Source organism: Stieleria marina, assembly GCA_007741555.1.
Classification (GTDB): Bacteria; Planctomycetota; Planctomycetia; order Pirellulales; family Pirellulaceae; genus K23-9.
Map to the genome: position 1 here is coordinate 1,678,013 of CP036526.1, position 24,834 is coordinate 1,702,846.

The following is a 24,834-nucleotide window of genomic DNA, read 5'->3' on the forward strand; positions in this document are numbered from 1 at the left end:
TTGCAATTGCATGATCCGGCGCGATATTCTGATGAATTGTGTGAGCAACGTGGCGGATGGGGGGTATTGTTTTCCTTGCCGGGACGGGGGGCGTGCGTCCACTTGGTTGGCTGTAAATTGATTTGTCGTGTCTGCACCCCGCCGTTGTCGTTTTTCAGGGAATCTCCGCTTGAATCGGCCAGTCGAAACCTATTCCGAAACCATTCAGCGCTGCAACGATATCCTGGCCGCGGTCGGATTTGCGTCGAGCCTCTTTCTGCAGTCAGCGAACTGGCAGGACGCGTTGGAAAATGCGTTGCAGCAACTTGGTCAGGCAACTCGTGCGAATCGGGCGTATTTCTTTGAAAACCACTTGCGAGACGATGGCGATGTGCTGACGAGTCAGCTCGCGGAATGGGCTGCGCCGGGGATCCAACCGCAAATCGACAACGAAGCGCTCCAGAATCTGTCTTACCAAGAGTTGGGATTGCTCCGGTGGGTGGACGTGATGAACGATCGCAAGCCGATCCACGGTTTGATCTCCAGTTTTCCCAAAGCCGAGCAGGCCATTCTGGAGTCGCAGGACATACAGTCGCTAATTGCGATGCCAGTGTTTTCGCAGGGGCAGTTGGTCGGGTTTCTTGGGTTTGATGATTGCGAAAGTTTGCGTGAGTGGTCCCGTGCTGAGTTTGATGCGTTGTTTGCTGCGGCGGTGGCGTTGGGGGCGGCGATCGATCGTCAACATCTCGAGCATCAGATTCATTTTTCGCAAAAGATGGAGGCAATCGGCCGGCTCGCTTCGGGCATTGCTCATGATTTTAACAATTCGCTGCAAGCGATCGTTGGTCTTACCCAAGTCGCAAAACTGAAGATCAAGGGGCAAGATTCGGTGCAAGGAAATTTGGACGGAGTGCTGCTGGCGACCGATCGAGCGCACGGTCTGACGCGGCAGTTGCTTAGTTTTTCGCGAAAACAAGCGTCGCATCAAAAGAACGTCAATCTGGGTCAGGTCTGTGAATCGGTCGTCACAATGGCCAAGCCGGTGCTTGACGGGCGAGCTGAAATATCGGTCAGTACTGCTTCGCCGCCTCCCGTTGTGTTCGTCGATGAGAGTTTGGTCAGCCAAGTCATCTTGAACATGTGTTTGAACGCGCGTGACGCTGTGCCTAGCGGCGGCGTGATTCAAGTCCGGTGCGGACGGGAGTTGCTGAGCAAAAAACGCTTGGATCTGTACCCGGAGATTGAGCCGGGCGAATTTGCGGTCGTCGAGGTCCGAGACAATGGCTGTGGAATGAGCCCGGAGGTGCAGGATCGCATTTTCGAGCCGTTTTTTACGACGAAGGCAGTTGGCGAAGGCACGGGGCTTGGGTTGTCAGTTGCTTACGGGACGGTCCAGCAGTTTGGCGGTTTTATCGAAGTAACCAGTGAGCTTGGCGACGGAACTGAGTTTCGCGTTTACATTCCGATCGCTACGGACCAGGAGATTCTCACTTCCGCCAAAATGTCCGTAGCGGACGGTGGCGGCGAGATGATTCTGTTGGTCGACGACGAAGAAATCGTGCGAGAATCGTTCAAAGAGTTGCTGATGATTGCCGGCTATCGAGTGCTTACCGCCAGCAACGGTGTCGAAGCTCTTCAGCAATACCAAGTGCACTCAGACGAAATTTCACTGGTGGTGTCTGACACGGTCATGCCGGAGATGGATGGCGTGGCGATGGTGGATTCGATTTTGAAAACCAACGAGCACGCCAAAATCATTTTGCTCAGCGGTTATTCCCTTTCCCCGCCAAGTTTCATTAAGAACCACGACAATTTTCTGATGTTGCAAAAGCCCATCGGCGGACCAACTCTCTGCCAGGCGATGCGTCGATTGTTGGATTGACGATTCGATTCGATTCGATGGCGACTTAAGACGCCGTTTCGCAGTGTTAGGAAACCTCTGCAGGGGCAAGTCACTCTTTGAATCTGAATCAACGGTTAGCGGAACGACGCGAGCCGTCCGGTGCGTCAAAGACCGGCTGGCTCGCCCCATTCCGCTGCAAACAAACCTGCTTTCTTCCGAAAAGTGCTACGCCCAGCTTACCTCTGCGGGCTGCTTGCTTAGGCGACTTACCGGCATGGATTGCCTAGTCGGTTAGCTTGATGTCTTCGCTAACTTGGTGCCCTAAAGTTTCAGGTTCCACGAATCCATTTCCCCCAGCAATTGGTGGTTGGCTAGGTCAAAATTGAGCGGCGTCAGCGTCACGTTGCCTTTTCTCAGTTCGGTCAGATCGGTTCGTTCGGCGGGCGGTTTTTCTGGTTCGCTCCATAACGCCCAGTAGTAGTCGCGGCCGCCAGGGTCGGTGCGTTTTTCATAGGAGTTGCCGTACTGGGCCAGTCCCATCGGCACGATTTTTAGCTCGGCCGGGGCGACCGTGGCGGCGGTGGGAACGTTTAGGTTGAATAGTTTCCCAGCCGCACCGGGGTGTTTGACCAGTCCGCCGATGACGTTTCGGGCGATCACGGCGGCCGACTGAAAGTCAGCGTCTTCGCTGTATTCCAGAGAGACCGCCACGCTGGTGATTCCAAAGAAGGCGGCTTCGATGGCGGCTGCGACGGTGCCGCTGTAAAGCACGTTGATTCCGGCGTTTAGTCCACTGTTGATGCCGCTGACAACCAGATCGACGGGGTTGTCTCGCAGCAGTTCGGTGATGGCCAGTTTGGAGCAATCCGCCGGCGATCCGTCCACGGCCCAGGCCCAATGGCGGCCGTCGCGGTGGATGGATTTGCAAGTTAGCGGCGTCAAATACGTGATCGAATGGCCCACACCGCTCTGTTCGGTGGCCGGGGCAATCACGACGACTTCACCCAAATGGCGAAGCTGTTGTTCCAAAGCGGCCAGTCCGGGGGCGAAAACGCCGTCGTCGTTGGTCAGCAGGATTCGCATGGTTTGTTGTTCCTAGCAGTCCCGCGACGCCGTTCGCAGGTCCGGATGACGTTTGTCACTTGGATATCGGATGTGGAAAGCAGTTGACGCTTCTTTGGGCTCGCGAGCGGCGTCGCGAGACTACGTGGTGGAGCCAACCTGCACGGCCCCCTCAGGACCAACCTGCACGGGGCCTCAGGACCAACCTGCACGGCCCCTTGGGATTCGCACGGTCATTTTCTACACTTCGTGATTGCATTTCGCGACACCTCTTGAATCCCTTCGGGTAAGAAACAAAGCGAATGGTTGGATCAGACACTTTCTCCGCAGACGCCGCCGACACCACCGCCGAAGCTCTCTCGGGCGAGTTGCCAGACGAGCTGACCGAACAGCGCGTCATCGTGCTGGATTTCGGCTCGCAATACGCACAGCTGATTGCCCGTCGTGTCCGCGAACAGAACGTTTACTGTCAGATCGTCCGGCATGACTTGTCAGCCGATCGCATCGCTGAATTGGCTCCCAAGGGAATTATCCTGTCGGGCGGCCCCAACAGCGTTTACGAAGACGGCGCGCCCAAGTGCGATCCGGGGCTGTTCAAGCTGGGCATTCCCGTGATGGGAATTTGCTACGGCATGCAACTGACTTGCGAAGCGTTGGGCGGCAAAGTCGACAACACTCCCAGCCGGGAATATGGCCGCGCTGCGTGCAAAATCACCAATCACGAATCGCTCTTCGCCGGAATGCCCGACGACATGGAAGTCTGGATGAGTCACGGGGACCAAGTCTCCGCGATCTCCGACCAATTTGAACCGCTCGCTCAAACCGGCACGTGCCCCTACGCCGCGGTCAAGCATCGCGAACTGCCGATCTACGCGATGCAGTTTCACCCCGAAGTCACGCACACGCCGCTGGGCGGTCAGATTCTGCGCAACTTTGTGATCGGTGTTTGCGGCTGCGAAGCGAGTTGGCAACTGAGTGATTTTGCGGAAGCGACCATCGCTCGAGTACGCGAGCAAGTAGGCGACCGACGTGTGATCTGCGGGCTCAGTGGCGGCGTGGATTCGTCCGTCGTCGCAGCCCTGCTCTACAAAGCAATCGGGCCGCAGTTGACTTGCATCCTGGTCGACAACGGACTGCTGCGTAAAAACGAACAAGACATCGTCATCAACGAATTCAGCAATCATTTCAAGACGGACTTGCATGTCGTTGAAGCCGAAGATCGTTTCCTGGCGTCGCTCGCTGGCATCGACGAACCGCAAGAGAAGCGTCGCCGCATCGGCCACGACTTTATCGAGTGTTTCAAGGCCGAAGCCGAAAAGATCGAAGACGCGCACTTCCTGGCTCAAGGCACGCTGTATCCCGACGTGATCGAAAGCGGTGCCGACCCGGACGGGCCAGCCGCGACCATCAAACTGCATCACAACGTGGGCGGATTGCCCGAAGAGTTGGGGTTTGAACTGATCGAACCGCTACGAGATTTGTTCAAAGACGAAGTTCGTCGACTTGGTTTGGAATTAGGCCTGCCGGAGATCTTGGTTTGGCGTCATCCTTTCCCAGGTCCTGGGTTGGCAGTGCGTTGTCTGGGCGAAGTCACCAAAGAAAAACTGGATGTGCTTCGCGAAGCCGACTCGATTGTCGTCGCCGAGATCGAAGCGGCCGGGTTGTACCGCGAAACCAGCCAGTCGTTTGCCGTGCTGTTGCCCGTGCAAAGCGTTGGCGTCATGGGCGACGCAAGAACCTATGACAACGCGATCGCGGTTCGCAGCGTCAACACAGACGATTTTATGACGGCCGATTGGAGCCGTCTGCCATACGATTTGCTGGCCAAAATCAGCACGCGCATCATTAACGAAGTCAAAGGAGTCAATCGGGTTTGCTACGACATCAGCAGCAAACCTCCTGCCACGATTGAATGGGAATAAGAGAACATGGGTCAACAATTTATCTATCAGGTCACGGACCTGACAAAGAAGCACGGTCAAAAAACGATTCTCGAAGGCGTCAACTTGGCGTTTTATCCGGGAGCCAAAATTGGTGTGCTCGGACCAAACGGTGCGGGTAAATCCACGCTGCTGAAAATCATGGCCGGCCACGACACTGAATTCGAAGGCGAAGCTCGGCTGTCCAAAGGTTTCACGGTCGGATATCTGGAACAAGAACCACCGCTGGATGCGACGAAAACTGTTTTCGAGAACGTTCAGGATGCCGTTGCCGATCGGCAAGCAGTGTTGGATCGGTTCAATGAAATCAGCATGATGCTGGGCGACGTGACCGATGACAAACAGATGACCAAGCTTTGCGATGAAATGGCAAAGCTCCAAGATGTGATCGACACTCAAAACTTGTGGGAGCTGGATCGCCAAGTCGAAATGTCGATGGCGGTGATGAATCTGCCGCCCGGTGACGCCGACGTGACGAAACTGTCCGGTGGTGAACGACGTCGTGTCGCGATGTGCCAGCTTTTGATTCGTCAGCCAGACTTGCTGCTACTGGACGAACCGACCAACCACTTGGATGCCGAATCGGTTTCTTGGTTGGAGCAGCACTTGGCTCGCTACGCCGGAACCGTCGTTGCCGTAACGCACGACCGTTATTTCTTGGACAATGTTGCGCAGTGGATTTTGGAAATCGACCGCGGCCAAGGCATTCCGTTTGAGGGCAACTACACCGGTTGGTTGGAAGCTCGCGAAAAACGAATGGCGATCGAAAAAAGCCAGTCCAAGGCACGTCAGCGAACGTTGTCGCAAGAGCTGGAATGGATTCGCATGAGTCCCAAGGCAAGGCAGTCCAAGAGTAAGGCGCGGATCAGTGCTTACGAAAAATTGGCGGCTCAGCAATCCGAAGATCGCACGGAGGAGTTGGAAATCCAGATTCCTGTCGGCCAAAAGTTGGGCGATTTGGTCATCGAGGGCATCAATATTCACAAAGGATTTGGCGACAAAGTCTTGATGGACGATTTGTCGTTCCGTTTGCCGGCTGGTGGTATCGTTGGCGTAATTGGGCCCAACGGTGCGGGCAAAACAACTCTCTTTCGCATGCTGACCGGCCAGGAAGAACCCGATAGCGGCCAGATCCGTGTCGGCGAAACGGTTGACCTGGGTTACATCGACCAGAGTCGCGATTCGCTTAACGGCGACAAAACCGTTTACCAAGAAATCAGCGGCGGCACCGACACGATTGTCGTCGGCGGCCGAAACGTATCGTCGCGTGCTTATGTCTCCCGGTTTAATTTCAAAAAGACAGACCAAGAAAAGAAGGTCGGCAATTTGTCGGGGGGAGAACGCAACCGCGTTCACTTGGCAAAGCTGTTGCACCGGGGCTGCAACGTCCTGCTGCTGGACGAACCGACGAACGATTTGGACGTCGATACGTTGAGGGCCTTAGAAGAGGCGATTGCAAACTTTGCAGGCTGCGTTGTGGTGACATCGCACGACCGCTGGTTCCTGGATCGGCTCGCGACGCATATCCTTGCGTTCGAAGGCGACGGAAAACTCACTTGGTGCGAAGGTAACTTTGACACCTACGAACGCGGACTGCGTGAGCGAATGGGGGAAGACCCCGACGCTGTCAAGCAAGCAAGATACAAGAGCATTCACGCCGGCTGATTAGCTGGACATCGTATGGTGCACCGCCCCAGGCAGTTTCGTTCATTGAACGGTTGTCGGCGAATGGCGGCACTTTAGCGAACTCATTTTGAAATACACGTCGAACGACAAAGGGATACCGATGACGATTTTACGAATAGGCGCTACTGGGAAATACTCCGATGGCTGGGGAGCAGCTTTTGGTAGCGGCAAGTCGACGACGAAGAAGAAGGCGGCCAAAAAACTGACCAAGAAGGCAGCCAAGAAGAAAGCGACGAAGAAAAAGACTGCCAAGAAGAAGGTCGCTAAGAAAGCACCGACCAAGAAAGCACCGACCAAGAAAGCACCGACCAAGAAAAAGGCGACCAAGAAGAAGGCTGCTGCAAAAAAAGTGACAAAGAAACAAGCAGCGAAGAAGTCTGCTAAGAAAAAGGCTGCGAAGAAGAAGCCCGCCGCGAAGAAAAAGAAGTAGTCGATTCGAACGCAATCGTCGTCTCGCGATGCCGTTCGCGAGTCCAAATTGACGCCAGCCACTTCGCCCGTCCAGCGTAAACGACCCTGTGGTCGTCATGGGCGGCGAACGGCGTCGCAGGACTACCAACACATCCCCACCTAAATCATGTCCAGTTTCCCAGCGCCCGACGCATTGAGCGATTCGCTCCAGCGGCTGGCTGGCTACTTGAATTTTTCGTCGGGTGCCTGCGACCCCGCGACGATGACAGCGTGGAACCGTGTCTACGCCGAAGCAACGATGGGCGACCCGCTATCGGGACCGGCGCCTTGGTTGGTGCTCAAGGATTGGCTGAACGAAACCCTTCGTCGGCTGAAAGAATCAGAGTCCGCGTTTCGTGATGTCACGCAGGCACGCCGGGTCGTGCGATTGCTGTGGAGCGAATTCCTGCCGGCCTATGCTGACTTCCATCGGGACCTGCTGTTTCACCAAGAACCCGAGGTGTTGTTCAACGGTTTCTTTTTAGCACGAGCCTCTGAGGTCATTCTCGGCCTCGACTTGGGGGGTGAAAACGACGCGATTGTTTCGCAAGCGATCGACCAGCTCAATGATTTTACGGGCTATCGACCGGTCGCGGTGTTAGAGAACAGACGCTGCGAACCGTATCCGCACGAATTCGTACGCCCGATTCCGTTGTTCATCCGCGATGCCGGCGTGACTGCAGGGCCGTACAAAGATGTCATCACCGAAGCGATCGCGATTCTTAGGAAAACCGATCCCGACGTTTTGCGTGCGGCGTCGTTTGATTTAGAGCAGTTGGACGAACTGGCTCTGGACCCGCGGGCCTACGATTTTGATCACCCCGTCAATCGCCGCCCCAATTATCACTTTGGTGAATGGGACATGCGTTGTGTTGGTAACGATGGCTACTACAAACGCTATGTGCTGCGTCAGGTGACGTTGGACGCTTTGCTTAGCCGGACCTATGCGACAGGCGAAGTCGAACCGTACGAATTGCTCGTCGAAGCCGCGTCGGTCCTGGCCGGCACCATCTTGATGGGTTCGGGAATCTGCGGTTGGGGCCCGGGAGCTTACGGAAGCGACATTACGATTGGTTCGCTGATGAAACCCATCGCGACCTACCGCGATGCTTTCTACAACGATCGGCTGAACCAGATCGAAGGCGACCATGCGGCTCGACTGGCAAAGGAGCAGCAACTCCGGCGTCAGCCTTTCGGTGCCGCCCGTCAGCACCTGAATGCGGCTCTTGCCGAACGACGCGCGGCGCAACTGCAGCACGTTCAGCTTGCACGGTTGTACGCGCGAATGGGATATCCGGATGCAGCCAAGCGGCAGTCCGACACCGTTCCAGCGACATCGGCGCGAATGATGTGCCGGATCGATTGTGTAATGACGATGGGCCTGCGTGCCCTGCGCGCGGGCGACTTGAAATCCGCCGCAGTGATTCCCGGTGAAGTCTACGGCCTGATTCGCCGCGGAATCGATTGTGGTGCGTTGATTGATCCGTGGGACATGCTGGCGTTCGGCGGGAACTTTAGCCTGTATCCTGGCCCCGAAAGCGGTGTCCATGATTCACGCGTCGACGAAATTCTGCATCTGGTGGAGCAACTGTTTAGCTACATGGCGCGGCTTTGGAGCGACGCTGCCGCACAGGATGATCAGCAGATCTACGACAAAGTCGGGCAACAGTATCGCGACATCGCTGATTGGTGGCGGACGTATGCGGCGCATACCATCGAATCGATCGAAGCGGCTGACCCTTTGGAGTCGTATGATTCCGCCAAGCTGGTCGCCCATGCGTTGAGGGTTTGGCACAAAGGCGGCGCGGCAGCCGGGGACGTCGCGTTTTGGGCGCCGCATGCGGATCTGTTTGATTCGCCACGTGCTTACGCGTTGGTGATCACCGCTCTGCTGGAACGGCGTGATTTTGTACCCGCGATGGCGTTGTTGATTCATTGGTTGGGCAACGCAGAAACCATCGGACTGCGGCAGGGAGGCAACTCATTGCCGCGATTGGCCGAGCGTTGGCTGTTGCGACTTCGCGCGTCGATCGGTGACGAACTGGATGAGTACGGCGAACCGTCGATCGATCAATCCAAGGATCGTGACACGTCGGAAATCTGGCCGATGGTCCGCAAGTGCTTCGACTATCTGGAAGCCAACGCGGAAGTGTATTGGTCGGCTCCGACCTTTATGCTCGGACGGAGCAAGCCGCCCAAGCGAGACTGGGATCGCGAGCTAACGGCCGCCGAAGAATCTGAGGATGACGACGGAGGTTTGTTCGACGCTGCTTACGAAGGCATGACGTACCGCGACACGACCGATGACGGCAATGATGGCGCGATCTTTGAATTTGGTGATGACGGCGGAAGCGACGAATTGGAAAGTGAATCCAAGCGTCTTGTCGAACACCTGATCTTCTTGCAATCGCTCGCCAGAATGTGGGCGGTTGCGGCCGATATCGCGATCGCCGATAGCAATCCCGAAAATGCTCAAAGCCGTCTACACGCGTTGCAGTCGTGGGCCGACCGCGCGTGTCAAAATCGCATCGGGCTACTCGAACTTCTCGACGCGGTTCGTAGCTATACCGTCAAACCAGCCGGTAGCGACAAAGATTCGATGCGCAGCTACGACCGGCATCGCGTGCTGCGTGATTCGTTGATGGAACGCATCATCGGCACAGCTGTCGAAATGTCCGACTCCAGACGTCTCGTTTGTGGTGCGTTGTTGGCTCATCAAAAAGCCACGGGCAATGGAAGTTCGCAGCAGCACATCGAAGAGATGGCGGCCGAGGATTTGCAAGCCGTGCAAATGTTTGCGGCCTTGATTGCGGGCGACGCCCAGGCAATCGAAGAAGTGTTTCCGACGTTTCTGGGCGAATTACGCGACAAAAACTTGCTGTACATTCCGCTCTCGCGCGGGGGCGATCCAGTCAAGATCTATGTCGCGCGTTTGCGTCAGCGAGTTCTGCGTCACCTGATGCACTGGTTGCCGCGTCGAGGATTGATCTCGCAGGCGTGCCAGTTGATCGAAACGGCTCGCATGATGGAGCAACAGAACTCGATCGGCATCGGAGCGGTGACTGAATTTGACAGCCTGTTTCGTGCAGGGTTTCGATCATTGGTGGCGTCGTTGGTCGAATCCACGCGGCAATTGTTCGCGCGTGATGGCCAAGCGGACGACGAGAAAATAATCGCTAAAGAGTTGATTCCCCAGTTGGAGCATTTGACGGAAATTTTGCTTGCCAGTTGGTTGGCGCATAGTCAGACGCTGCGACTTTCGCCGCTGGAAACGGTAACGGATCCCAAAAAGTGGGATCTGTTTGTCAGGTTTGTTACCGATTATGGCGATCCGATTTTTACGCAAATGTTTTTGCAGCTTGGCAATGTTCGCGCGGTATTGCATCAAGGCGTCGGGCCTTGGTTGGAACGTGCGATCGAAGAAGGCGACGATCAGTTTTGCGATACACAGTTGGTGGCTGATCTGGAGTCGGGGCTGCTTAGTTTTAAACAAGCCGACCGTTGGATTTCGCTGGTTTACGAAACCGTCATCGATCACCACAGCGAGTACCTGGACTACAACAGTACGACGACGCAAAGCGACCGCGGTGACCTGATTTACATGTTCATGGATTTCTTGCGTTTGCGAACACGCTACGAACGCATCGCATGGAATCTGAAGCCGGTGATGTGGGCTCACGAAGTGCTGGTGCGCAGTGGACTTGAAAACGCCGCGATGATGTGGCGCCGATCATTGAGCGAGCGAATCGGTAGCGAAGCCGAAAGGTACGTCGAAAAACTTCGCGAACTGCAACGCGACTACGCGATGCGAATGCCGACCGTCGCCGATCGGATCTTGGAGCGTTTTGTGCAGCCGATGACGATCGCGCGCATGCGTGCTCTGGTAGGCCCGGCGATGCGTGACGCCGAAGCGAATCGCGAGAGTCCCAAGTTTGAATTGTTGGAGCAAGAAGCCGAATTGCTGACACGTCATCCCACTGGCGTCGGCCTGGACGTGCCGGCTTGGCTGGACGCGTTGGAAGAAGAAGTTGAAACGCTAGCAAAGCGAAGAATGAGTAGCGAGATCGATCCGCAAGCATTGATGACGATCCCGATTGTGCCCATGACGATGGACGCTTTGAGCCAGCAATTAGCGACCGCGCGGTCGCAAGGGCGTCGTTTGCCGCACATGAAAAACGAAGAAGAAGACGGCTGAAAAATCGTTTCAGAAAATGGGTGTCAAGCCCCGCAACATCAGTGATGTGTTTCTGTACAATCTGCCGCTCGCTACTTCTTTGTTCTTCTTTTTCAGCAGGCCGCCACGGATGAACACGCTTGCCATCAGCCAACTCTCGACGCTCCGCTGGAGCATTCAAGAAGACGCCGCGGCCTATTCACGACGTGGCTTCGGCGGGATCGGAATCTACCGTCCCAAGTTAGAAGATTTTGGCATCGATCGAACGGTCGAATTGTTGGCCGACTACGAACTCTCCGTCACATCGCTCTCGTGGGTCGGCGGTTTTACCGGCAGCGATGGACGCGGTTATGACGAAGCCGTGAGTGATGCCATGGATGCGGTCAGTGACGCAGCGAACTTGCAAGCCGAAACATTGATCGTGTTAGCGGGCGGACGCAATAACCACATTCGTAATCACGCCCGCAAGACGCTTTGCAAGGCGCTCAAAGCGATCGCTAGAGTCGCCGAAGATTACGACGTGCGTATTTCGCTTGAACCAATCCATCCCGGTTGTGGTGAAGAGTGGTCGTTCGTCAACGATTTGCAGTCGACGCTGGACATCATCGAAACCGTCAACAGTCCTTCGCTGGGCATGGTTTTGGACACCTACCACGTCGGCATGGATGAGGAAGCGTTGCGTTGGTTGCCCGACGTGATGCCCCACCTGCATCTAGTTCAGCTCGGTGACGCGCGGCACAGTCCTCACGGCGAAATGAATCGCTGCTTGTTGGGACAAGGCTGTGTGCCGATCCGCGAAATTCTCGGGCTACTTTCCGATCACCAATTCAAAGGTCCTTTGGAAGTTGAATTGATCGGCGAAGACATCGAACCACTCAGCTACGAACAGGTCCTGGACCACACCAAGTCCTTCGTCGACACCATGTTCGGCCCCGTTAAACAAGACTGAAAGTTGGAGCTCAGGATCAACGTCGACCTGAAGCAACGCCGTGTAAGTTGGGCCTGCTAACTAAGTTTGCTTACTTGTTGGCACCAAAATGCGCAGCAAGTTCTTCGAGTGTGATTTTCCCATCCTTGTTTGCGTCTGCGACTGCAAATAAATTTTTGGGTAATTGACCTGCAGAGACCGCCGCATCTAGTTCGGCTGTCTCGATATGTTTTGATCGATCCGAATCGTATCGAGTGATCAACTGACGAGCTTTTTGGTACTCGGCCTGAGCGTAGCCCAGCCCTTTGCGGATTTCCGCCAATCGAGCCTCGACCTCGGCGATCGTCACGACGTTGTCTTTGTTCGCGTCAAACTTGCCAAGTGTGTTTTTTAATTGGAGCGTCAATGGGGATTCAGCCAACGAGACCTTGGCTCCTTTGCCAAATTGTTTTTCGGTCTGTTCCCTTTGTTTCTCCATTTGCTCCTTGCTAGGCCCAATCAGTATCTTTCCGTCTCCGTCAGGGTCGTGCCGTACGAAGATGCCGTGAACCTTTTTTGTATCGAATTTTGACAAGCCCATGTCTCGTCGGTGGACGGCATACATGGTCGCCAATTCCATCAGGCTCAATTGGTCATCATCCTCGTCAAATTCGGAGGCAGGTTTGGGAAGCGGTGATTGACTTGCCTCTTCCGTGCTCAGACGCTTGTCTGCATCGGTGTCAAAATGTTTGACCACACGGTTGGCGCGGTTTTGATCGACGGGGTCGATCCCCATTTCACTCCGCAGGACTCGATCAAACGCAAGCTGAACCGCCAGTTCACGAGCTGTGATGATTCCATCACGATTCGAATCAAATTCGTCGGGGCCTGCCGGCAAGTCGGCTACCTGGACTTCGTCTTGATCAAGTTGTCCGTTGCGATTTTTGTCGTAACGAGACAAAAACATATTCACGTTATTAATGTCGGCTTCTGTAATGTCGTCCCGCGAACGCAGATAAGCCTGACGAATACCGACCTCTAAGTGCGTCAACTCGCCGTTTTTATCGAGGTCGAAATCGGCGGCTTCAGCGCTCCATTGCAACCGCTCTAATTCAGATTGGTCCATCGCGCCGTTGTCATCGCGGTCGTAGACCGTCATCGTTCGAGTCGCTTCCTTCAAATCGTAAGGAATCAACTCCAGCTTCATGAGTTCACGACGCTCGGGGCCGTCTTGCGAAAACGCTGGCGTGACAAAAATTGAAATGCACGCCAGGCAGGCCAGTGATCGAAAAAAACGCAACGGTTGATTCACGTTTGAGCTCGCAGGTTTGGGGGGAGAGTCGCCAAGTTCTCGTTATGCCAATCGATCGAGTGTAGCGAATGGGCTGGCGGATCGTCGACTTTTGTCGTCGAAGCAAACCGGCATTGGATTCGATCAGCTGCGGCCAGCTTTTGTGATCCCGGTGTGCGGATGGAGACTCCCGGTTCACCTTTAAGCTCCCCTCAAGACCCTCGGGGCCTTGGGGGATTCTACGCAGTGCGCTGCATGATGGCAGCGATCAAGCCAATTCGCCAGCAAGCTCCAAGAACTCTCCGTTGCTGTCGCCGAAACTCTCTAGTTCGATGCCGTTTGCTTTCAGCATGGATTGATACAAGTTGCATAGCGGCACTTGTCCTTCGGCAGCCAGGTGCTGGCCTGATTTGATTGCCCCGCCCGCTTTCCCGGCTAACAGGATTGGCAAGTTGTCGGGATCGTGTCGGTTTCCGTCGGAGAAACTGGAGCCGAACATCACCATGCTGTTGTCCAGAAGGGTTCCGTCGCCCTCGGTGATCGCTTTCATTTTTTCCAGCATTCGTGCGAAGCGTGCGACGTGCCACTGATTGATCTTCTGGTACTGGGCAATCTTTTTTTCGTTGTTTTCATGATGCGAAAGTTCGTGGTGTGATCCCTTCACGCCGTCCAAGAAAGAAAAGTTGCGGCCGGAAACATCGTTTGCAAACATAAACGATGCGACTCGTGTCGAATCGGTTCGGAACGCCAGAATTATCAGGTCCAGCATCAAGTCGATGTGCTGCGGAAACTCCGAGGGGATTCCGGGGGCCAAATTGGCGAGCGCCTTTTCCGATTCGCTGGGCTGCCAAGATCGCGGCTGATTGCTGCTTGCAAATTCGATTTGCTTTTCCACGCTGCGGACGGAATCGAGGTACTCGTCCATTTTGAATTGATCATCACGTCCGAGTCGTTTGCGAATGTCTCGGGCGTCTTCCATGACAAAGTCCAACAGATTTCGGTACGACTTTGCTTTGTCCGCGTTCTCCTTGTTTCGTTGCCCAAACAGTCGATCGTAGACGACGCGCGGATTGATTTCTTTGGCCATCGGCCGCGTTGCGGTTTGCCAAGAAATGTGCGACCCGTACAGTCGCGTGTAGCCGACATTGCTGTCGATGCCACTGATGACCGGTTCGGTGCCTAGTTCCAACGAAGGGATCGGTGTTTGGTCCGCAAAATGTTGGGCGATCAATTGGTCGGCCGAAACGCCGCCGCTGCTGATGTCCTTGCCGGTGGTCTTTGCGACCGGCATTCCGGTCAGAAAGTTAGCCGTCTTGGCATAGTGTCCGTCGCCGCCATGGCTGTTCTTTTTGTCCAACCCCGAAAGCACCGAGAAGTCGTCTTTGACCGATTTCAGTGGTGCAAGGGACGGTGACAATTCGTAGTCCGCCCCGGTTTGGTTGGGCACCCAGTCTTTTTCCCAGACACCGTTGGGAAAATACACAAAGGCAGTTCGGAGGGGTGGTTTTGGCGGCGTTTCACCGCTAGCAGCAGCCAGTGACGGTAGGAATGGGATGCCCAGGGCGGCTCCGGTGCCGCGTAGGAATTGTCGTCGCGTTGCAGGTTGTGGTCGTTTCATCGGACGAATTTTCGGTAGGGAGGATCGCAATCAAATCGTCTCGCAACACGGTTGGCGGGACTACTTCGATGCCGACACTGCAGGTTTAAAGAAACGGTGCTGAAACGGATAGCTGGTGACAATCGTATCGATGATGGCCGACGAACGATGGTGCCGTTGCGAAAGCAGTTCAAGGCAGTCGTCGATCACACAGTCATCAAATTTGTTGAGTTGGCGGCCCAATGCAAAGCCAAGCATTTTGGTGGCTAGATGTTTCTCGAATTCGTCGGAACGTTGCAGCAGAATCTGTTTCAGCTGAACCGGTCCGCTGAATGATTCGCCGGCCGGGAGTTTGCCGGAGGCATCAATCGGTTGTCCAGCATCCGAGTCGCGCCAGCGTCCCAAAGCGTCGTAGTTTTCGAGCCCAAAACCCAGCGGGTCCATGCGGTTGTGACACGCAGCGCAGGCCGGGTTTTTGCGATGTTCCTCCAATCGTTCACGAAGTGTCTGGTGTTCTGCGACAACGGATTCTTCGAGCGCTGGTACGCCCGGTGGCGGCGGGGGGACGTGTCCGCCCAGCAGTTCTTCGAGTACCCAACGTCCTCGCAACACCGGGCTGGTTCGACGTGGGTAGGATGCCGACATCAAAACCGCGCCCAGCGTCAGTACTCCGCCGCGGCGGTGGTCGTGGTTGTCGACCGACTGCCAATCAGCGTCCGGTGGCAAGTCGTAGCCATAGTAGGCCGCCAGTTTGCCGTTCAGCTGCACTTGATCGCTGTCGATCAGTTCCAGCACGCTGCGATCTTGACGAAAAATACCCGCGACCAGACGAACCGCTTCTTCGGTGAGATCGCTGGATATCGATGGATCAAAATGGGGAAAGACTTCTGCGTCAGGTTTGACCTTGGTTTCAAACCGGTTCAAGCCCAACCACTGCAGACCAAAGTTTTTGCCCAACGCACGAGCACGATCGTCGGCCAACATTCGCTGCGTTTGTGCCAGGATTTGATCCTCGCTTTGAAGTTCGCCTCGGTCAGCCGCAGCCAGCAATGCTTCGTCAGGAATGGAGGACCAGAGGAACAGGGCCAGCCGAGTGGCCATTTGGTGATCGGTCAGTCGCTGCACACCGCCCTGGGGTGTTTCGGTTTCGACCACAAACAGAAAATTTGGCGAAATCAAAATTGCTTTCAGCGGTTGCGCGACTGCTGCGGTGAAATCATTGCCCTGCGAAAGTGATTCGTCGAACAATGACATCAGACGTTTTGATTCATCCACTGATACGGGGCGACGCCAGGCTTTCCGCGCAAATTGATTGACGACCTCGACGGTGTGCGTGCGTTGGAGTTGGTCGCTTGCAACACTCGCTGCGTCACCAAGCAGGCGGTCGCGAACGCCCGGTTTTTCCGAAAGAGCTTGATCGATTATCTGGGTGGCAACTTCCAGGTAGCGCTGCACGTGCACCGCTGAAGTGAATAGTGCGTCACCGGCGGTATCGAATCCTTCGCCGCCGGAACCGTCCGAAGGAATGGCCGCGGAGCTGGGAACCGAGATGCCTACCAAATCATAGATCGCGTTGCTGTATTCTGTTCGCGTCAGTCGGCGGCTCATGACGTAGCCTCGGTACCACGCTTTCGTTTCGTCGGTGGCTAGTTGCGAGCAGAGATCTTGTTTGGGAGTAGCGTCAATCCAGCCGTGTACGATCGCTTTTTGTGGATCGTTCAAACCCGGGCTGCCTTCGGGCGGCATCTCGTTTAGTCGCAGACGTTTGCCGACTTGTTCCCACACATCGGCTTGCGAATCAAAGTGCGTCGCTTTTGCGAATTTATCCAGATCAAAGGGGCCATCCGCTTCCTCTCCGGCGTGGCATTCTGCGCAGCGGTCGCGCAAGATTGGCAAGACTTGGTCGAGATACCGTTTCTCCCAAGCACTCTTCGCATCGGGCTCGTCCGCTAGTGACAGCGGCGGCGTCGACGAAGACAGGAAGACCAGCAGCAACCAAGCGACCAAGAGTGATCGGCAATTTCGCGCGACGGGCATCGGCGAATCAAGGGGAGGGAGGGAATTGGTGGGATAGGAGGCGGGAACCAGATTATAGATCGTCGAACCCGCGAAGTCGAACCTGTACACAACTTCCGCACGGCAACTTCGTTGTTGAACCGGGGCATTCCCGCTTTCGATTGTTTCTGGCGAAGCAATCTTCAAGAGTGCTTTGGCATGATGCGGGCCATCGTAGCGCGGCGCCCACTGACGATCGCGAGATTCATCGATTCATTCCGGCGGGAACGCTATCGTGTCGTAGGCTGCTTAGTAGCGATTTTGGGAGTCCACAGGGGGATGCGCTGGTCTTCGGGTAACAAGGCGCGGTTGACGCGTTCGGGATCGCGCTGGGTCCAGGTTTCTCTCATCGACGGTGCCCAGACATGTCGCAAGATGCCTTCGTCGTGCCAGGTGCATTGATACTGATCGGGATTCCACCGCCGCTCGGGTAGTTGCGATGGTTTTTTGATCAGTCGCCACGCACGGACGTGGAATTGTTTTTCGGGTTTGGACCAGTCATAGAAAATGACTTGGCGAAACACTTCGCGGCCTTGATCGTCGATGAAGTGATTCAGTTCGATCATGTCGACGCGTTGGCGAGCGACGGAAGGGGCTTCGATCGCGTCGGGAGCGACACTTATCACCAGCAAGCCTGCGATGGTCGTCATCAAATTCATGTCTTTGACTCCGGTTCGATTTGCGCGTACCCCTACGAACGATGAGTCGGAGCTAACAAATCCAGTGCCGGTGTGTAAAGAGCGATAAAGACCTTCGGCTCGATCACAAGGATTCACCTGGCGGCAGTGAAAAGGGGCAATCAAACGCGGAGCCAAATGCGGGGACACCCAAGATTTAGGTGCAAACTCAGGAATAACGCAAGAATATTGCACGGGACGACGCCTGATTTGCGCACGGCGAGAATGATCGGGGCGGTATGATGGAAGCGTCTTCTTTGTACTCTTTTCATGTCGCCAGCAAGACATTTTGCGGTCCGATTCTTCTGCTTGGCCGACACGGCATTTCGCTGACACAACGAGAAACCTGGTTTGAAATTATTGGAAACACGTCCTTGTTTTTCCTCGCCGATGTTTGTCGGTGTGTTGGTGGTGGGACTGAGCGTCGCAGAGTTGCCCCTTGTTGCCAGCGACATTGCTGCGCAGGAAATTTCTGCGCAGGAAGCAGGAGACAGACAGGTCGGTGGCCAGGGAGTTGGCGAGCGGGAACAAGCCTCTGCCGAACTTCGTGCGAAAGCCGTTTCGACCAAAGCGATTGAGCTTGACGATTTGCCGAAACCAGCCGCGGAGCTTGCGGCGTTGATCGACGAAGGAGCGGTTTCGTTTTGCACGGGCAGGATACCTTGGAGTGAGATGCGTGATGCTCGCGATCGCACAGGTGTCGCGGGCACGCGGTATCGATTGGCGGCCGAAACCCGGGCCGAGTTTAAGTACGACTACAAGAGTCGCATGCGTTGGCGGGAGCGTCGCGAGCGAGGCAAAAAGATCGTTTGGATTTCCGTGCGATTCAGTGCTGCCGAATTGAAAGTGGTGCACGTGATTTGGTTTCGTCGTCCTCCCGCAGCCGACGACTTTTGGAGCGATTCGATCGTGCAGCACGAGTTTGATCATGTGCGTTTGTCGACTCATCCGATGTTGCGAAAATTGTTTGCTGAGAAGCTGAAGGCAACGAGTCGTTTTCAGCACGAGTTGCCAGCCGACCAGCAAGTCAGCGAGGAGCTGGTCAACGGACTGGTTCGAGAGCGAGTCAAGGATGCGTTTGAGGAGATCTCGGACCTTGTCAAAATTCGCTACAAGGAACTGGACCGCCAGACGCGTCATGGACTGGAGCCGCTACCGGCGAAGTCGGAATTGTCCCAGTGGCTATCTGAAAAGGCGGCAAGCGACGACAGCAAAAACTGAGAGCGTATCGCTAGATCCTTCCTGGCGGATCGCTGAATCAATACGCTGGCCAGCTGGATTGCTTTGCCCGTCGTGGAGTCGGCAGAGGGCTCAACTGCGAGGGGTTGGGAATGATGCACTACGCATGGTAAGTTTTTACGTCCGTAATCGTGGTTCGGCGCGCAAGTCCAATGGGATTTGCCAGCGGCGTGATCGCGATCTCCAGAAACCCATCTCAGCCTTGGCGAATCATCGATGTCCGTCGACACCTACGCAGTCTGTCCTTGTGGCAGCGGCAAAAAAATCAAGTTTTGTAAATGTAAAGATTCGGTCGGGGAGCTTGATAAAGTTCTCAAAATGGTCGAAGGCGGACAAGTCGTGCCGGCGCTCGATCGGCTGGCCAATATTTTGCAGGAACACCCGGACGCCGCCTGGGCGTTGGCGATCCGTGGGCGTTTGTTGTTGGACTTGCGTGAGTACGATTCGCTTTCGGAAAATGCCGATCGTTTCATCCGCTTGCAGCCCAGTAATCCGCTGGCTCTGACGCAGCGTGCCGCCGCAAGTATTTTCAAAGGCGATGTCGACGCTGCCACCACGACGATGTTGGAAGCGCTGACCGAAAGCGGCCAAGACGTCGACGCATTTGTCTTGGACGTTTCGTCCGTGCTTGCGTACACGCTGGCGCAAAGCGGACGTTTCTTGACCGCGCGTGTTTACGCAACGCTTGCGATGATGGCGTCTGGCTATGAAGGCGGACAAACAGCGGTCTCCGTGCTGCGTCAACTGAACTCAGCTCCGTCGATCAACCAACTCCTCAAAGCAATCCCGCCGACCATCGAACGACCAGCGGATGCTGACTGGGGAGAACGATACGACGAAGCGTCATCGTTGCTGCGAAGTAACAAAGTCGCGATGGCGGAAACTAAGTTTGAATCGCTTCAGCGTACTGCCGCTGGGCAACCTGCTGTGCTGTCAGGTTTGCTGACGTGTGCGATTTGGAGTGGCGATGTCGAAAAGCAAAGCGAACTGTTGAAGAAGCTTTCGGCGTGTGAGTCTTTGGACTTCGAGGAACGTGTTCGCTACCGAGCAATGTCGGCGTTGGTCGACCCCGAGATGCCTGAACTGTCCGTCGGCGTCTTGAAATTGGAAGCCGAAATCGAAAAGGCAGACGAAATAGAAATGGCGATGACAGCGGATTCGCGATTCGTTGCTTTGCCTGCCGAAATGCTGAGCCAAATGCGGGTCAACGAAGACGACGTGCCGCCAAGAGCTGGTTTTCAGATTCTGGATCGTGATAAGCCCGAATCGTTGGACAAGTTGCCTGCTGCCGACGACGTGCCCGAAGCAAAAGCGATTGCGTTTGTGTACGGAAAACAAACTGACCGAGCTGCTCGGGTGGAAGTGTTGGACGTAAGGACTCAAGACGCTGACCAAGTGCGCGAACTGCTTGGCAAGGTCGTCGAAAAAGCGGAGTTCAAGCAAGAGCCCGGCGATGCGTTGCCGCTGTTGGTCGCTAGCCAACCGCCAGTTGCGATGATTCGTTATCAAGCCAAGCCAGATGAAGCGGAAGCTTTGCAGCAGGAGATCAATGCCAAGCGCGCACCAGCAGCGATCGCGTCCGCTGAGTTGCCCATTCTTGGTGGTGGATCGCTTCTGAGCACTGCCGATGACGATTCCAAACGACTGGAACGAACCGCTGTGATTCGCGTTGTCGAGCAATACGATGCGATCATCAGCAAGGGCACCAATGTGATTGAAGAGGTTTATCGGCTGGCAAAAATCGAGGCACCCGCCGCGATTGAACCAACGGATGACGAGATCGAAAAGATCGCCAATGAAGACCTCAATCGTGTGAATCCTTCGAAATTGAATGCGGAATCGCTGATCTATCTGCTGCAACGTTCGCAGCAAGTTGCGGCGACTCCTGCGATTCGTGTTTTCGCCCAATCGCTGATTGGTGCGGAGCTTACCGAAGAGCAAATGCCGGCCAAAATGGTGGCTTACATGACGTTGATGAATGCGTCGACCAATAGCACGGCTGCTCTGAAAACGCTCGAAGAAGCAAAAGCGTTCGCTGCGGAGAAGAACCTGTCGACGGCCAACTTGTTGCTCAGCGAAGTCAGTTTGCGATTGCAAGCTGGTGACGGTGAAGGTTTCCAACGTACGCTAGGCGAATTGACCAGCAAGCATGGCAACGAGCCTGAAGTCATGGCGCAGCTACAGCAAATGCTGGTGCAATATGGGTTGATTCGGCCCGATGGATCGCCTGCTCAAGGACCCCCTCAGCCAGCTGGCGCAGTCGCTGGCGGACCGTCGGCAGGCGGAGGCGGCGAGCTGTGGACACCAGATGGCGGTGGGTCGGCCCCGGCAAGCAAGCCAGCCGGTGACGGCGGTGGCAGCAAGCTTTGGGTGCCAGGGATGGACTGATCGGAATGTCCGATTCCACTCACTCTCAGTCCGTCGATTCGGTCGACGAAGCTTGGATGCGGGTCGCGCTCAATGCGGCTCGCTTGGGACACGGCTACGTCGAGCCCAACCCGATGGTCGGCTGTGTTATTGCTCGTGATGGCGAATTGATCGGCCAAGGTCATCACGAACGATTCGGCGGACCCCATGCGGAAATCATGGCTCTTCGTTCGCTTGGCTCCCTGGATCAGGCTCGAGGTGCGACGGCTTACGTAACGCTAGAACCGTGTTGTCATCACGGCAAAACGCCGCCCTGTGCCGACGCCCTGATCGAAGCCGGGATTGCTCGCGTCGTCGTGGCCATGAAGGATCCGTTTCCTAAAGTCGACGGCGGCGGATTAGATCGTCTGAGCGATGCTGGTATCGAGACTACGTTGGGAATCCTGGCCGACGAGGCCAGTGAAATTGTCGCGCCGTTTGTCAAGCAAGTGCGGACTGGCAAGCCTTGGGTCATCGCGAAGTGGGCGATGACAATCGATGGAAAAATCGCAACGACAATAGGCGAGAGCCAGTGGATCACCGGCAAAGAATCACGTGCCGAAGTCCACCGCTTAAGAGGACGCGTCGACGCGGTGCTGGCTGGGATGGGAACGGTCATCGCTGACGATCCGATGTTGACGGCTCGGCCGCCAGGACCACGCCCCCAGATTCGCGGAGTTTTTTGTCGCAGTCGGCTTCCGGATGTGAAGAGCAAACTCATTCGTACGGCCACTGACAGTCCCGTTCGGCTTTTTGTGAGCGACCTAATCGCGGCGGAACAGGTTGATTGCCAAAGAGGTAGCGGCGCTGCGGTAGTCATGCTGGGAACTCACAATCGCACGGAAATGATTCAAAAAGCGATTCACCATCTCGGTTGCGACATGATGACGAACGTGATGGTAGAAGGCGGCGGCGAACTACTGGGCAGTTTTTTTGAGGCCGACGAAGTGGACGAATGTCATGTCTACATCGGGGCCAAACTGTTTGGCGGCAATGCGGCGCCGGGGCCAATCGGCGGTGACGGTGTGGCTGCGCTGGCGGACGCGAGCGTCTGGGTGCGGCAGGGAGTTGATAGCTTTGGCGATGATGTCCGCATCATGTACCGCAAACGCTAGCTTTGACGCCAGAGTTTGACGCTGGGTTTGGCGGCTATGTTGACCAGCAGGGGCAGTCGTCTGCTGCGGTGGCCGCGTGACTGCTTTGCGGGCAACGACCGGCCCGACTTTGCGATGACTTGAGGGCCTGTTTGTCGCCATTCGTGATTTTTTCGGGAATCACTCTTCAATCGGTGGACAGATTTATCCGACATCTAAATTATGGACTCGTCGGGCTGCGCCCGAAGAGGTTCGGCCCGAACGTCCACCGTACTTGCGGCGGCGATTCGTTGGCGCCGCAATGGCTCTGCGAATCAAAGCACAAGTTCCCGAGGTGGGTTTGACCGCTCAGCCTTGAGCACATCGTTTCACCTACGCAGACTTATTGACCGCAACTAGCGACCACTGAGCCAGACGGCGCGACGATCGAACCCGCTTTGCCCAATACCCGCACGAATGAGTCGTGCTAACAGGGAGGGTTCTCAGGATGAGGTGGTGTTTAAGTTTTGCCGTCATACTCGGCTTGTCCGTCACGGACGCAGTGTCTTTCGCCCAGCAGATTGGGGCTCCGAGACAGGGCGAGGCTGAACGTCTTGCATCAAGGCGACCAGGCTCAGGATATCTTGAAGAAGGCGGGGCGGGCTATTTTGCCACTGCCGGAGTGGTCCGCTTTCAGCTGATCGAAGGCCGCTTGCAGCTTGATGCTCCTCGGCATCGCAAAGGTTCACAGAGTCTGGACCAAAACGGAATCTACGAGAGTATCACGGTCACAGCCTCACGCGGCATTCCTTCGGTTCACTACGTGTGTCAAACCGACAAGCAACAACTGACGCTCAGTGTTGCCGAGGCGACAAAGTTGCGAATCGAATCGTATTTGCCTGAGACAGGCGACCGAGCGGTTTTGGAGCAACCTGAGTCAGGCCCAGTGACTTGGACGGTCGCCCGTGGCGATTTGAAGGATGAATACGAAGGCCCGACTTTGTTGCACATCCACCAAGCCGATCCCGTTGGTTTTCGGCTGCATTGTGGAGTGATTTTCAAGTGTTTGATGCAGGGACGTTCGCTTCGCCAGATCGAAGCGGAAACCACCGCAGCGATGATCCGGCAAGTCCAGAATGACGACCTGATCGCTGTCAGTCGTGACGAGGTGCTTGATTGTGTCGAACGACTGGGGGCGTCACGGCGATCGGTGCGATTTGCGGCATCGAAGCAGCTCCTGCGTTGGGGTACGCCGGTGATTCCGATCATCGATTTGATCGATGCAAATCAATTGAGCTGCGAACAGAACGATCGCATGCAATCGATACGGCGTCGGTTGAAGCGAGTCGAAAATGACACGCCCGAATCATTGGCGACCATGTTGGTCAATGATTCAAGGCACTGGCAATCGATTGCACGTGGGTTAAGCGATGATCAGATTCGACTGGCCAATCAGCACCTGGGCCGCATAGGCTTGGAGCGTTTGGCGATACCGAATCGGCGAATCGAACAAATCGCCCGAGACGAAAGCGGGCTGCGATAAAGCCGAGCCGCTTTGAAAATGGATGCGTCAGAAGCGGATTGCGTTTAGAGCGTGATCCGCTAGTGCGTTTCGTTGGCAGGTAGCCGTGCGATCCGCAAGTCAATGTTTTCGTCGCCGCTGGAGACAAGCACACGAAGTTTCATTTCGGCGGTCGGTTCGCCGGGCAATTCCATGCCGGGCGAACTTCCCCAGAACTTCTTTTTGCCCGATGCGGTTTCCAATTCCAATTGGGGAACCGTGGTCTGACGCGGATCGCCATGGACGCCGATCGTTTTGATTGTGACCTGCCGATTGGCGGCCGCGTGTTGGTTGTACGGAGCAATGATTGCGGCAACTTTCGCGGCGGCTTCGACCCGAAAGTCTCCAAATTTTCGGCCGACAGATCCACGCGGGTACGTATCCGGTACCGCGATGTGGACGTACTGGCTGGTTTCTTCGCGTGAAAATTCGCTCGGTGGCAGCAGGACGCCTTCGCCATCGACGGCAAAGAAGGAGCTGCCACGAACGTCAGGGTGTTTGCTGATCACACGAACCATGGCGACCGGTTTTCGGTAGTCCAGCCGGACATCGATTTGACCGCCTGGCAACTTGCGCACGCTGTTGACCTGCCGCACCCAAGGATGAGTCGCAAAGGCGGACGCGATTTTGGAAGTCGCCTGTGTGTCCAGCAGTGACAGATTCTCCATCGCCGTGTCTTGATAGACCGTCTGCACGATGTCGCTGCGCACGTACTTTGGTGGCTCGGAAACTTGAAACTGGGTTGCCGCAACGCCGTAGTACTTGCTGTTCATGTACTCGGCGCCCCATTGGTGCCAGGCGACATAGCCGCCGATGATCAGCATGGCGGGCCAAACAAACGATAGCATGGCCGGAGCACGAATCAGTCGGCGCATTAAGCTACGAATTGGCCGA

Annotated in this window: 16 protein-coding genes; 10 read left to right on the forward strand and 6 right to left on the reverse strand. The window is 55.6% G+C overall.

All coding sequences use genetic code 11. The annotated features are described in order from the left end of the window. Positions 1-169: 169 nt before the first annotated feature. Complete coding sequence (locus K239x_RS05905) at positions 170-1,861, forward strand: GAF domain-containing hybrid sensor histidine kinase/response regulator (protein ID WP_419189725.1); 1,692 nt, start codon at positions 170-172, stop codon at positions 1,859-1,861. Between the two features lie 282 nt (positions 1,862-2,143). On the opposite strand, the gene surE is transcribed toward K239x_RS05905, so the two are convergent. Further along, on the reverse strand, positions 2,144-2,905 hold the full coding sequence (gene surE, locus K239x_RS05910) for a 5'/3'-nucleotidase SurE (RefSeq protein WP_145416866.1): 762 nt from the start codon (positions 2,903-2,905) through the stop codon (positions 2,144-2,146). A gap of 281 nt (positions 2,906-3,186) precedes the next feature. Here surE and guaA point away from each other — a divergent pair, with 281 nt between their 5' ends. From guaA to K239x_RS05935, 5 genes are all read left to right on the forward strand, one after another. Next, positions 3,187-4,806, forward strand: coding sequence for a glutamine-hydrolyzing GMP synthase (gene guaA, locus K239x_RS05915; protein ID WP_145416868.1), 1,620 nt, complete (start codon positions 3,187-3,189; stop codon positions 4,804-4,806). 6 nt (positions 4,807-4,812) lie between these two features. Further along, positions 4,813-6,489 (forward strand): energy-dependent translational throttle protein EttA, encoded by a 1,677-nt coding sequence (gene ettA, locus K239x_RS05920; RefSeq protein ID WP_145416869.1) that lies wholly within the window; start codon positions 4,813-4,815, stop codon positions 6,487-6,489. 121 nt (positions 6,490-6,610) lie between these two features. Beyond that, positions 6,611-6,940 (forward strand): RNA polymerase subunit sigma, encoded by a 330-nt coding sequence (locus tag K239x_RS05925; RefSeq protein ID WP_145416871.1) that lies wholly within the window; start codon positions 6,611-6,613, stop codon positions 6,938-6,940. A 147-nt stretch (positions 6,941-7,087) separates the two neighbouring features. After that, positions 7,088-11,155 (forward strand): hypothetical protein, encoded by a 4,068-nt coding sequence (locus tag K239x_RS05930; protein WP_145416872.1) that lies wholly within the window; start codon positions 7,088-7,090, stop codon positions 11,153-11,155. Between the two features lie 16 nt (positions 11,156-11,171). Further along, the gene (locus tag K239x_RS05935; RefSeq protein ID WP_419189726.1) at positions 11,172-12,083 is read left to right on the forward strand and encodes a sugar phosphate isomerase/epimerase family protein; all 912 of its coding nucleotides are present in this window, start codon (positions 11,172-11,174) and stop codon (positions 12,081-12,083) included. Positions 12,084-12,153: 70 nt separating this feature from the next. On the opposite strand, the gene K239x_RS05940 is transcribed toward K239x_RS05935, so the two are convergent. The 4 genes from K239x_RS05940 to K239x_RS05955 form a co-directional block, all read right to left on the reverse strand. Beyond that, the gene (locus tag K239x_RS05940; protein WP_145416873.1) at positions 12,154-13,353 is read right to left on the reverse strand and encodes an EF-hand domain-containing protein; all 1,200 of its coding nucleotides are present in this window, start codon (positions 13,351-13,353) and stop codon (positions 12,154-12,156) included. 247 nt (positions 13,354-13,600) lie between these two features. Continuing rightward, positions 13,601-14,950, reverse strand: a complete 1,350-nt coding sequence (locus tag K239x_RS05945) for a DUF1552 domain-containing protein (RefSeq protein ID WP_145416874.1) — start codon at positions 14,948-14,950, stop codon at positions 13,601-13,603. A gap of 60 nt (positions 14,951-15,010) precedes the next feature. Continuing rightward, positions 15,011-16,966 carry a DUF1592 domain-containing protein gene (locus tag K239x_RS05950; RefSeq protein WP_145416875.1) on the reverse strand — a complete coding sequence of 652 codons (1,956 nt, stop codon included), beginning with the start codon at positions 16,964-16,966 and terminating at the stop codon, positions 15,011-15,013. 248 nt (positions 16,967-17,214) lie between these two features. Beyond that, the gene (locus K239x_RS05955; RefSeq protein ID WP_419189727.1) at positions 17,215-17,643 is read right to left on the reverse strand and encodes a hypothetical protein; all 429 of its coding nucleotides are present in this window, start codon (positions 17,641-17,643) and stop codon (positions 17,215-17,217) included. Positions 17,644-18,012: 369 nt separating this feature from the next. Here K239x_RS05955 and K239x_RS05960 point away from each other — a divergent pair, with 369 nt between their 5' ends. The 4 genes from K239x_RS05960 (at position 18,013) to K239x_RS05975 (ending at position 23,922) form a co-directional block, all read left to right on the forward strand. After that, on the forward strand, positions 18,013-18,882 hold the full coding sequence (locus K239x_RS05960; protein WP_145416876.1) for a hypothetical protein: 870 nt from the start codon (positions 18,013-18,015) through the stop codon (positions 18,880-18,882). Positions 18,883-19,116: 234 nt separating this feature from the next. Next, complete coding sequence (locus K239x_RS05965; RefSeq protein WP_145416877.1) at positions 19,117-21,288, forward strand: tetratricopeptide repeat protein; 2,172 nt, start codon at positions 19,117-19,119, stop codon at positions 21,286-21,288. 5 nt (positions 21,289-21,293) lie between these two features. Then, complete coding sequence (gene ribD / locus K239x_RS05970; protein ID WP_145416878.1) at positions 21,294-22,421, forward strand: bifunctional diaminohydroxyphosphoribosylaminopyrimidine deaminase/5-amino-6-(5-phosphoribosylamino)uracil reductase RibD; 1,128 nt, start codon at positions 21,294-21,296, stop codon at positions 22,419-22,421. Positions 22,422-23,061: 640 nt separating this feature from the next. Beyond that, positions 23,062-23,922 carry a hypothetical protein gene (locus K239x_RS05975; RefSeq protein ID WP_145416879.1) on the forward strand — a complete coding sequence of 287 codons (861 nt, stop codon included), beginning with the start codon at positions 23,062-23,064 and terminating at the stop codon, positions 23,920-23,922. 59 nt (positions 23,923-23,981) lie between these two features. On the opposite strand, the gene K239x_RS05980 is transcribed toward K239x_RS05975, so the two are convergent. Next, positions 23,982-24,815 (reverse strand): cell division protein FtsQ/DivIB, encoded by an 834-nt coding sequence (locus K239x_RS05980; RefSeq protein WP_419189728.1) that lies wholly within the window; start codon positions 24,813-24,815, stop codon positions 23,982-23,984. Between the last annotated feature and the right edge of the window lie 19 nt (positions 24,816-24,834).